The organism is Methylobacterium sp. WL7, assembly GCF_008040085.1.
GTDB classification, from domain to species: Bacteria; Pseudomonadota; Alphaproteobacteria; order Rhizobiales; family Beijerinckiaceae; genus Methylobacterium; species Methylobacterium mesophilicum.
The window spans coordinates 1-10,404 of sequence record NZ_VRVG01000162.1; the positions used below are offsets into that span (position 1 = coordinate 1).

Below are 10,404 nucleotides of genomic sequence, written 5' to 3' on the forward strand. Positions count from 1 at the left end.
CCGCCCCCCCGCCCGCCGCGGTGAGCACCAGCACCGAGCGGCCCGGCAGCGGCACCGGCGCGTCCGGCCCGTAGGACGGGGCGCCCGGCGGGACCGTGCCGGCGGCCTCGCCGGTGTCGAAGGCCGGCTGCCAGGGGCCGCCGATCACCGGGGCGAGGCGGAAGTCGAGGGGCTCCACCCCGGCGTTGAACAGCAGCAGCAGGCGGTCGCCGTCCCCGTCGTTGCCGATCTGCATGCCGAACACCTGCAGGCCGTCGTCGGCCCAGTGGTGGTTCTCCATCTCGGTGCCCTCGGGGGCGAGCCAGTGCACGTCCCGGAGGGGCGCCTCGGGGGCGACCGGGGCGCCGGTGAAGAAGCTCCGCCGCCGCAGGGCCGGCTGGGCCCGGCGCAGGGCCAGGAGATTCGCCACGAAGCCGGTGAGCTGCGGGTCCGGGTCGCTGGTCCAGTCCATCCAGCTGATCGGGTTGTCCTGGGCGTAGGCGTTGTTGTTGCCGCCCTGGCTGCGGGAGCGCTCGTCGCCCATCAGCAGCATCGGCACGCCCTGGGCCAGCATCATCGTGGCCAGCATGTTGCGCTTCTGGCGGGCGCGCACGGCCAGGATGCCCACGTCGTCGGTGTCGCCCTCGACGCCGTAATTGCAGCTGACGTTGTGGCCGTGGCCGTCGCGGTTGTCCTCGCCGTTGGCCGCGTTGTGCTTCTGCTCGTAGGCCACCGTGTCTGCCAGGGTGTAGCCGTCGTGGCTGGCGATGAAGTTGACGCTGGCGAGCGGCGAGCGCCGGGACGGGGCGAACACCTCGCGCGAGCCGGTCAGCCCCTGGGTCAGCTTCGCCAGGGTGCCGGAATCGCCCTTCCAGAAGCCCCGGGCCGCGTCGCGGAACTTGTCGTTCCACTCGCTCCAGCCGCGCGGGTAGCCGCCGAGCTGGTAGCCGCCCTCCCCGATGTCCCAGGGCTCGGCCACCATCTTGACCCGGGCGAGCACCGGATCCTGCGCCACCGCCTGGAAGAAGGCCGCCTGCGGGGTGAAGGCGAGCGGCGCGCGCCCGAGGCTGGTGGCGAGGTCGAACCGGAAGCCGGCGATGCCGTAGGCGGTGACCCAGTGGCGCAGGGAATCGAGCACCAGCTGCATCACCCGCGGGTGGCTCGCGTCGAGGGTGTTGCCGCAGCCGGTGCAATCGATCGTCCGGCGCCGGTCCGCGGGGTCGAGCTTGTAGTAGCTGGCATTGTCGATGCCGCGGAACGACAGGGTCGGGCCGCTGTGGTCGCCCTCGGCCGTGTGGTTGTAGACCACGTCGAGCCAGGTCTCGATCCCGGCGGCGTTCAGCTCGCGGATCGCCGCCTTGAGGCCGCCCAGCCCGCCCTCCCCGAGGTAGCGCGGATCCGGGGCGAAGTAGCCCAGGGGCTGATAGCCCCAGAAGTTGACGAGCCCCTTCTCGACCAGAAAGCGGTCGTCCGCGAAGGCCTGGATCGGCAGCAGCTCCAGGGCGGTGACCCCGAGCTTGACCAGGTGCGCGATGATCGCCGGGTGGGCCAAGGCCGCGTAGGTGCCGCGCTCCGCGTCCGGGATGGCGGGATGGGTGCGGGTCAGCGCCTTGACGTGGGCCTCGTACACCACGGTCTCGGTGAGCGGCCGGCGCAGCGGGGCCAGCGCGAGGTCGGGCACCTCCGGGGCCGTGACCACCCCCTTGGGCATGTAGACCGCGCTGTCGCGCCGGTCGATCCGGCTCTCGTTTCCCCGGCGGTGGCCGTAGAGCGCGTCGTGCCAGCGGATCCGGCCCCGGATCTCCCTGGCATAGGGGTCGAGCACCAGCTTCGAGGCGTTGAACCGGTGGCCGTTGGCCGGATCCCAGGGGCCGTGCACCCGGTAGCCGTAGAGCTGGCCCGGCAGCACCCCGCGCAGGTAGCCGTGCCAGACGTCGTCGGTGCGGCAGGGCAGCCGGACCGTACGGGTCTCGTGCCGCTCCCCCGGTTCGAACAGGCAGATGTCCACCGCGGTGGCGTGCTCGGAGAACAGGGCGAAGTTGACCCCGCGCCCATCGAAATGCGCGCCGAGCGGCGCCGGCACCCCGTCATCGACGGCGATCATGGGCGGAGTCCAGTTTTCTGGGAGGTGGGGCGATGCGCGTGCCGGCGCCGGCGAGCGAGGTCAGCCATCGGGGCCGACGGCAAGTCGCTTGGAACACTGCGCCTTGCCCCGTCCCCGCAAGGCTCGCGGGCGGTACGGACCTGCACGGGGACTACGATCACGTCGTCGGCCGGATGAGGCCCGCGTCCCCTCTCCCGTGCGGGAGAGGTCTGCTCTCGCAGAGAGCTGGGTGAGGGATGCGCGTTTTCCGGAAAGACCTGGTCCCTCACCCCAACCCTCTCCCGCACGGGAGAGGGGGCGCGGCGCGGCCTGCAAGGGCGATGGCGCCTCAAAGCGGTATCGACATCGTCGGCGTCAGCGCAAAAGAACCGGCTACTCGGCGGCCGCGGCCGTCGTCGGCGCCTCGCGCTCCATGGTGCGGAAGTTCTCCAGCTCCGACAGGAAGTTGCGGGCCCACCAATCCACGTCCTCGCGGGTCATGCGCTCGACCATCGGCTTCCAGCGCGCCAGCCGCTCGGCCTTGGGCATGTACAGGGCGGAGCGGATCGCCTCGGCGACCTCGAACCGGTCGTAGGGGTTGACCAGCAGCGCCTCGGGCATCTGCCGGGCCGCGCCGGCGAATTTCGACAGGACCAGCACGCCCGGATCGTCCTCGCTCTGCGCGACCACGTATTCCTTGGCGACGAGGTTCATGCCGTCGCGCATCGGCGTGACCAGGCCGACCCGGGCCGCCCGGTACAGGCCGGCCAGGACCGGGCGCGGATAGGCCTTGGTGATGTACTGGATCGGCGTCCAGGCCGGGTCGCCCAGCGCGCCGTTGATCTCGCCGACCTTCTCGTTCACGTCCCGGGCGAGCTGCTCGTATTCCGGCACCTCGCTGCGGGATTTCGGGGTGATCTGGATGTAGGTGACGTTGCCGCGCTGGTCCGGATTCGAGGCGAAGAAGCTCTCCACCGCCTCCATCCGCTCGGACACGCCCTTGGAATAGTCGAGCCGGTCCACGCCGATCAGCAGCTTGCGGGTGCGCAGGCCCGCCATGGTCTCGCGCACCACCTTGTTGGCGTTGGCCTTCTCGGCCGCCTCCTTGAAGCCGGCGACGTCGATCCCGATCGGGAAGGCGCGGATCCGGGTGCGGCGCCCGTCGACCATCAGCGAGCCGCCGCCCAGCGGGATCGCCCGCTGGGTGTCGACCAGGTTGCGCTGCAGGTTCTGGACGTCGGCCTCGGTCTGCAGGCCGATCAGGTCGTAATCGACGATGGCGCGCAGCAATTCGGTGCTGGCCGGCAGCGAGTTGAACACGTCGGCGGCGGGCCAGGGGATGTGGTGGAAGTAGCCGATCGGGTTGTCGAGCCCGAGGCCGCGCAGCTCGGCGGCCAGCGGCAGCAGGTGGTAATCGTGCACCCAGATGATGTCGTCGGGCTCGACCAGCTTGGCGAGCGCCCGGGCGAAGGTGCGGTTGACCCGGCTGTAGCCGGCGTAATCCGAGCGCGAGAACGCGCCGAGCCCCAGCCGGTAATGCATGATCGGCCACAGGGCCCGATTCGCGAAGCCGGCGTAATATTCCAGGTGGTCCTGCGGCGAGAGGTCGACCACAGCGTACTGGACCCGGCCGCGGTCGATCAGCGTCGGCTCCTCGGAGGGCTCCTCCGTGATGTTGCCGCTCCAGCCGAACCACAGCCCCTCGTAGGCGGTGAACGCCTCCTTCACGGCGACCGCGAGGCCGCCCGCCGCAACCGCCTTCCCGCCATCCTCAGGGATGGCGACGCGGTTCGATACGATCACAAGGCGTGCCACGCGGGTCGGCTCCGGATCATGGGCGCGGTCCGCGTCGAGGACCTCGCCGCGCCTGCATCGGGACTTCTCTTATAGCAGAACGCGCGGAGTCCCTGCGCGATCCTTTGTCGAAGCAACCCAAGCGTGAAGCCGGGCGCGGGTCAAGTCGAGCACGCCGCCGCGCCGGACAGGATCGCCGCCCTGTCCGGTGCCGGCCGCCGGGTTCCGAAAGCCTCCGACGCCGTCCGGTCAGCCTTCGAAGGCAACGCGAAGGGAAGCCCGGAGCATGTTGAAGGGTGGCCGAAGCGTCGCCGTCGTGCAAGCGTGGCGGTTCTGCCAGACCGCGCCTGAACGCCGGCTGAGCGGCGGCCTCGAACCCGCGCGGGGCGGTCGTTCCGGATCGGCCGGAACCGGTGACAGCCCAACCGGTTACTCAGCCATCGCGGGGGCCGCGGTCGCCGCGAGCGGCACCATCCCTGCGCCGCGAGGAGTGTTTTCGAGATGGCCGGCAACGAGTTCCCGCAGGACGCGCCGAAGGACCCGCTCAAGGATCCGCTGCACGATGGCCCCGGCGAGCGCGCCCAGTGGCGCGCGCTGCAGGGCGACGTCGAGGGTCTGGCCGACGAGGCCGCCGAGCGCGGCCGCGGCCTGATCGACGCGGCGCGTCTCCAGGCCCAGGACTACGTCGAGCGCCGCAAGGGCGACGCCGCGCAGTCGGTCCACGAACTGGCGCAGACGATCCGCAATTCCGGCCGCGACCTCGGCGACAAGCCGAACGTGCGCGCCTTCTTCGACAGCGCCGCCGACGGCCTCGAGCAGCTCGGCTCCTCGATCGAGCGGCGCAGCCTCGGCGACTTCTATGGCGAGGCCGAGGCCTTCGCCCGGCGCGCGCCGGTGGCGGTGGCGGTGGGCACCTTCGTGGCCGGCCTGATCGCCGCCCGGTTCATCAAGTCGTCGAGCCTGCCGCCGGACGCCCCGGACGGCGATGCCCGCGACAGCTTCCGGGCCTGAGACCATGGCCCAGGGTCCTGATCCGCGCCAGACCGGCGCCTCCAGCATTCAGAGCCTGATCGGCGACGCGCTGCGGGAGACCAACGAGCTCGCCCGCAAGGAGATCGCGCTGTTCCGCGCCGAGATGGCGGGCAACGTCCGCCAGCTCATCGTCGGCCTGGCCTGCATGGTCGGCTCCGCGGTGTTCGCCGTGGTCGCCCTGCTGGTCCTGATCGGCGCGTTCGTGAAGTGGCTCGCCACCATCGTGGGCTCCGAATGGCTGTCGGCGCTCATCGTGGGCGGCGTGCTGCTGGTCATCGCCGTCGGCATGGCCCTGTGGGCGCGCAGCGTCCTGTCCCTCTCCACCCTGGCGCCGACGCGTACGACGCGCCAGGTGCGCCAGGATGCCCAGGCCCTGTCGGAGCGCGTGTCCGGATGAGTTCGATGACCGACCTCGAGAAGGAAATCGAGGCGAGCCGGGCCCGGCTCGACGAGACGATCGACCAGATCCAGGGGAAGCTCTCGGTCCCGAACATCGTGGACGAGATGCTGGGCAACGCCCGGCGCACGCCCGCGCTGAGCGGCGTCTACGACGGCGCCCTGGAGGCGGTGCGCCGCAACCCGGTGCCGGTCCTGCTGATCGCCGCCGGGGTGGGGCTGCTGTTCAACCGGATGGCCCGGGATTCCGAGCGCCGCCGGACCCAGGTCTCGGCCGAGCGCGTGGCCACGCTCAACACCGGTGCGGCCCGCGGCTACGACCCCGATCTTCCGACGGCGCGCCCGGCCCGCGATCCCCTCGAGAAGACCGACATCTGACACCCGAACCGTGACGACCCGCGCCCGGCCGGAGAGCCGGGAGGGGCAGCGCCTCCCGGGCGCCGCCGCGACGGACATCCGAGGACACCGCCATGACCGACAAGCCGAATCCGTCCAGCCTCCCCGATCAGCTCGCCGCCGCGGCGGGCATGCCGACCGGCTCGAGCGACAGCAGCCTGCGGCCCGATCCGGCCGGACACGGCGATCCGCGTCCGGCTCCCGGCGAGGCGGCCGGCGACTTCACGCTCCGCCCCGACCCGCGCGGCCTGCACGACCCGCTGCCGCCCGGCGCCGCGACCCGGCCGATCGATGCGGCGGCATCCGCGCGGGAGAACGCTCAGGCGGCCGGCGAGCGCGCCAGCGATCTCGCCGGACAGGCCCGCCAGACCGTATCGGAGCTGGCCGACGACATCGGCGACCGCCTCGGCAGCGCCGCCGACCAGGCCCGCGCGCGGGCCGCTTCGGCCTATGACGACGCCCGGGAGCGTGCCGGGGCGCTGCACAAGCGCAACCTGCGGGCGCTCGACGACATCACCACCCAGGGGATCGACGGTCTCCAGCGCGGCCGCAGCGCGGTCGAGCGCTTCGTGGACGACAACCCGCTGCTGGTGGGCGTCGTCGGCGTCGCCGCCGGCCTGCTGCTCGGCGCGCTGCTGCCGCGCACCCGCCAGGAGGACCGCAACATCGGTCCGTGGGCCGACGAGGTCCGCGACCAGGGTCTGCGCTACGCTCGCGAGGTGACCAGCATGGGACGCGAGTTCGTTCAGACCGCCCTCGACCCGGACAACCTCAACGCCGCGGTCCGCAAGGCCACGGATTCCGACGGCCACACGCCACCGGAGAACGAGCGGACCGCGCATAACCTCTGATGACGACGAAGAAACCGCCCGCTGGCCCCGTGGCCAGCGGGCGGTTTCTTTTATGCTCGATACAGTCCCGCATGCGCCTCACGGAGCAGGTTTTTCTGGACCTTGCCCATGGTGTTGCGGGGCAACTCGTCCACGAACAGCACGCGCTTGGGGCATTTGAACCGGGCGAGACGGTCCTCCAGAGCCGCCAGCACGCCGGCCTCGTCCGGTGCGTTCGCGCCGCCGACCACCACGGCTGTGACGGCCTCACCGAAATCCGGGTGCGCCAGGCCGATCACCGCGGATTCGACCACGCCCTGCAGGGCGTCGATCTCGGTCTCGACCTCCTTGGGGTAGACGTTGAAGCCCCCTGAGATGATCAGGTCCTTGCCGCGCCCGACGATGTGGACGTAGCCCCGGGCGTCGACCTTGCCGAGGTCCCCGGAGATGAAGAAGCCGTCCGGCCGGAACTCGGCTTCGGTCTTCTCCGGCATCCGCCAGTAGCCCTTGAACACGTTCGAGCCCTTGACCTCGATCATCCCGACCGCATCCGGACCCAGCGCCGCGCCGGTTTCGGGATCGACCACCCGCAGGGATACGCCCGGCAGCGGGAATCCCACCGTGCCGGCGACCCGGTCCCCCGTGTAAGGGTTCGAGGTGCTCATGTTGGTCTCGGTCATGCCGTAGCGCTCGAGGATGGCGTGGCCGGTGCGGGCCTGCCAGTCCCGGTGCGTCTCGGCGAGCAGCGGCGCCGAGCCCGACACGAACAGCCGCATGCCTTTCGCGGCCTCCGGGGTGAGGCCGGGCTCCTTCAGGAGGCGCGTGTAGAAGGTCGGCACGCCCATCAGGGCGGTCGCCCGGCCCATCAGGCTCAGGATCAGCTTCGGGTCGAGGCGCGGCAGGAACAGCATCGTGCCGCCGCTCGCCAGCACCGTGTTGGTCGCCACGAACAGCCCGTGGGTGTGGAACACCGGCAGGGCGTGGATCAGCACGTCGTCGGCGGTGAAGCGCCAGATCTCGACCAGCGTGCGGGCGTTCGAGGCGAGGTTGTCGTGGGTCAGCATGGCGCCCTTGGAGCGCCCGGTCGTACCCGAGGTGTACAGGATCGCGGCGAGATCCTCCGGGCCGCGGGGCACGTCCGTGAAATCGGTGGCCTGCCGGTCCGCGGCCTCGGCGGCGCTGCCGGTCCCCGCGGCATCCAGCGTCCAGGTCTCGCGGATGCCGGAGGCGGCTCCGGCGAGGGCGTCGCGCCGGCCCGGATCGCAGACGAAGATCGTCGGCTCGGCATCGCCTAGGAAATATTCGATCTCCGCCGGGGTGTAGGCCGTGTTGAGCGGCAGGAACACGGCGCCGGCCCGCACGACGCCGAGATAGAGGAAGATCACCTCTGGGCTCTTCTCGACCTGGACCGCCACCCGGTCGCCGGGCCGCACGCCCGCCGCCCGCAGGGCCGCCGCGTAGGCGCCGGAGCGAGCGATCAGGTCCGCGTACCTGTAGCGACGCCCCTCCGGGGTCTCGATCGCGATCTTGGCGGGATCCGGAACGCCGTCCCGGACCAGGGAGAAGAGGTGGTTCGTCATCGTGAGGCTGGAGCTATCACGGGCCATCGGGTTCAGGCAGCCATAGAACCGTTGGCAACCGCCCCGCAATCGGGGCCGGCTCTCCGCCATGACGTTCACTGGCCGTCGATGCTCGAACCGATATCCCCTCCAGGGTGCAGGAAGCCCCCGGCTCACGCCTCGGCGAGCACCACGGCCCGCGGCGGCGGCAGCTTGGTCCGCAACTCCCGGGTCACGGCCGGCGAAGCCGCCACGGTGCCGAGATTGGCGTAGGTCTCGTGGTTCTTCTCGATCGCCGCGAGGTCGTAGAGGTAGTTCACCATCAGGCCGTGCGACTGGGCCAGCCCCTTCTTCGCGGTGTCGCCGAGGAAGTTGATGCGGTCCAGCCGGGCGCCGTTGCCGAGGTGGAACCGGGCCACCGGGTCCAGCGGGCGCCCGCGCTCGTTCTTGGCGCGCAGGAAATAGGCGGCCGCGGCCGGGATCAGCGCCTTGCGCACCGCCTCGGCCCGGGCCTTGTCGGCGTGCCAGTCCGGATCGTCCAGGGCCCGCAGGATCTCCACGTCCTCTGGCAGCAGCCCCTGCGGACTGTCGGCCCGGCGCTCCCGGGCGAGCCAGGCCGCGAAGCCCGGCACCGGCGAGAGCGTGACGAAGGTCTTGAGCGAGGGCACCTCGCGGGTCAGATCCTCCACCACCTGCTTGATCAGAAAATTGCCGAAGGTGACGCCGGCCAACCCCTTCTGGCAGTTGGAGATCGAGTAGAAGATCGCCGTGGTGGCCGCCCGCGGCTGCAGCGGCTTGCGCTCCCGCGACAGGATCGGGGCGATCGCCGGGGCGACCTGCTCGGTGAGCGCGACCTCGACGAAGATCAGCGGCTCGTCGGCCAGGGCCGGGTGGAAGAACGCGAAGCAGCGCCGGTCCGGCGGCTCGATCCGGGCGCGCAGGTCGTCCCACCCGGAGATCGCGTGCACCGCCTCGTACCGGATGATCTTCTCCAGAATATGCGCCGGCGTGGTCCAGTCGATGTGCCGCAGCACCAGGAAGCCCCGGTTGAACCAGGACGCGAACAGGTGCTCGAAATCGGAATCCAGGCTATCGACCGCATCGAGCACCGCCGGGTCCGCCTCGGTCCCGGTCCGCAGCGCCTTGCGCAGGTCGAACAGATCCTCGCGCATCCGCACCAGGCTCAGCGTGCCGCCGCGGGCGAGGTTGAGGCGGCGGATCAGCTCCTGGCTGCGCGGCTCGGCAGCCTCGTGCAGGGTGCCGAGGCGGGCGCGGGTCGGATCGGCCCGGTAGGCGGCGATCGCCTCGTCGACGGCGGCGTGGTCCGCGTCGAAATCCAGCGCGATCGCCCGCAGGAAGGCGTGGCGCTCCGGCTGGCCGAAGCTGGCGTAGCGGTCGAGGATCAGCCGGGCCAGCGCCACCCCGGAGGCCTCGCCGCGCCGGGAGATCAGGTCCTCGCACAGCTTGACCAGCTCGCCGGCGCTGGCGCGGCCGCCGATCTCGCCGCGTCCGATGCCGATCAGGTCGCGGCCGCGCTCGCTGATGGTCTGGAGCAGGTCGCCGAAGAAGGAGATCGCCGCCATGACCCTCGCACTGACCCCTGTCGGACCTGACGTCTCTCCGGCCCCGTCCGCCGGTCTGCGGAGCGGGGCGCCGCCGCCCCGTCACGCAGGGGGACGCGGCGGCTTCCGGTTCCGTCCGCCATTCTATGGTGGCGCAGCCGTCACGACCAGAGCTTGAGCGGTCGCACGAAACGACGGGACACCCATCCTGCAACTCGAAGACGAACACCGTGTGACGGGCGGAACCAGGGGTTCACCATGCACCGTCCCGAACGACGGCGTTCGGGGAGGATGCGACGCGGCCCTTCAGAGGCGCTCGGCCAGGGTGGCGAGGTCGGCCCGCTCCCGCCAGTCGCCGAGGCCGTGCTGGCGAGCGAAGCGGAGTTCGGCCGCCCGGAGCGCGCGCTCCGGATCGCGGGCCCGCGTGATCTCGACGGACCCGATGGTGAAGGGCACCCCGAGGATCTCCCGGGCGAACTCGACGCGGTAGTTCGGCATCCCGTACTCCCTGCTGCAGCGGTTCCGACGTCGCCGTGCGGAACGAAGTTAGCCCCAAAGCCGTATCCGGGTGAGGAACCCTGATGACATGCGGCACCCGGGACACGGTCGGCGGCGCTTCCGCCGCGGACGGCCTGAACCGCGTCGATCGCATATGGTGCTGGGCGCGGACCCGTGAAGGGGCACGGGGCGTGGCGGAGGGCTGCAGGGCCGGCGCTTGCCGGACGGCGCGCTCTGCCCGTATCGGTCTCGCCCCTCCCTCCCCGACACGGACC

9 protein-coding genes are annotated in these 10,404 nt (G+C 71.4%); 4 read left to right on the forward strand and 5 right to left on the reverse strand.

Translation table 11 applies throughout. The features are described from left to right. Both glgX and FV233_RS26075 read right to left on the reverse strand, forming a co-directional pair. A partial coding sequence (glgX, locus tag FV233_RS26070) for a glycogen debranching protein GlgX (RefSeq protein ID WP_147899247.1) occupies positions 1–2,083 on the reverse strand: 2,083 nt, incomplete at its 3' end. A 372-nt stretch (positions 2,084–2,455) separates the two neighbouring features. After that, positions 2,456–3,877 carry a trehalose-6-phosphate synthase gene (locus FV233_RS26075; protein WP_147855976.1) on the reverse strand — a complete coding sequence of 474 codons (1,422 nt, stop codon included), beginning with the start codon at positions 3,875–3,877 and terminating at the stop codon, positions 2,456–2,458. A gap of 480 nt (positions 3,878–4,357) precedes the next feature. On the opposite strand from FV233_RS26075, the gene FV233_RS26080 reads away from it, so the two are divergent. From FV233_RS26080 to FV233_RS26095, 4 genes are all read left to right on the forward strand, one after another. Then, the gene (locus tag FV233_RS26080; protein ID WP_147855975.1) at positions 4,358–4,867 is read left to right on the forward strand and encodes a hypothetical protein; all 510 of its coding nucleotides are present in this window, start codon (positions 4,358–4,360) and stop codon (positions 4,865–4,867) included. 4 nt (positions 4,868–4,871) lie between these two features. Beyond that, on the forward strand, positions 4,872–5,285 hold the full coding sequence (locus FV233_RS26085; protein ID WP_147855974.1) for a phage holin family protein: 414 nt from the start codon (positions 4,872–4,874) through the stop codon (positions 5,283–5,285). 5 nt (positions 5,286–5,290) lie between these two features. Continuing rightward, positions 5,291–5,662, forward strand: a complete 372-nt coding sequence (locus tag FV233_RS26090) for a DUF3618 domain-containing protein (protein ID WP_187277808.1) — start codon at positions 5,291–5,293, stop codon at positions 5,660–5,662. Between the two features lie 92 nt (positions 5,663–5,754). Continuing rightward, the gene (locus FV233_RS26095; RefSeq protein ID WP_147899248.1) at positions 5,755–6,531 is read left to right on the forward strand and encodes a hypothetical protein; all 777 of its coding nucleotides are present in this window, start codon (positions 5,755–5,757) and stop codon (positions 6,529–6,531) included. Between the two features lie 50 nt (positions 6,532–6,581). Here FV233_RS26095 and FV233_RS26100 read toward each other — a convergent pair whose 3' ends face one another. From FV233_RS26100 to FV233_RS26110, 3 genes are all read right to left on the reverse strand, one after another. Next, complete coding sequence (locus tag FV233_RS26100) at positions 6,582–8,090, reverse strand: malonyl-CoA synthase (RefSeq protein WP_147856581.1); 1,509 nt, start codon at positions 8,088–8,090, stop codon at positions 6,582–6,584. Positions 8,091–8,242: 152 nt separating this feature from the next. Beyond that, a complete protein-coding gene (locus FV233_RS26105; RefSeq protein WP_147856580.1) occupies positions 8,243–9,652 on the reverse strand; it encodes a malonyl-CoA decarboxylase in 1,410 nt (469 codons plus the stop codon). A gap of 285 nt (positions 9,653–9,937) precedes the next feature. Continuing rightward, the gene (locus tag FV233_RS26110) at positions 9,938–10,129 is read right to left on the reverse strand and encodes a hypothetical protein (protein WP_147856579.1); all 192 of its coding nucleotides are present in this window, start codon (positions 10,127–10,129) and stop codon (positions 9,938–9,940) included. Between the last annotated feature and the right edge of the window lie 275 nt (positions 10,130–10,404).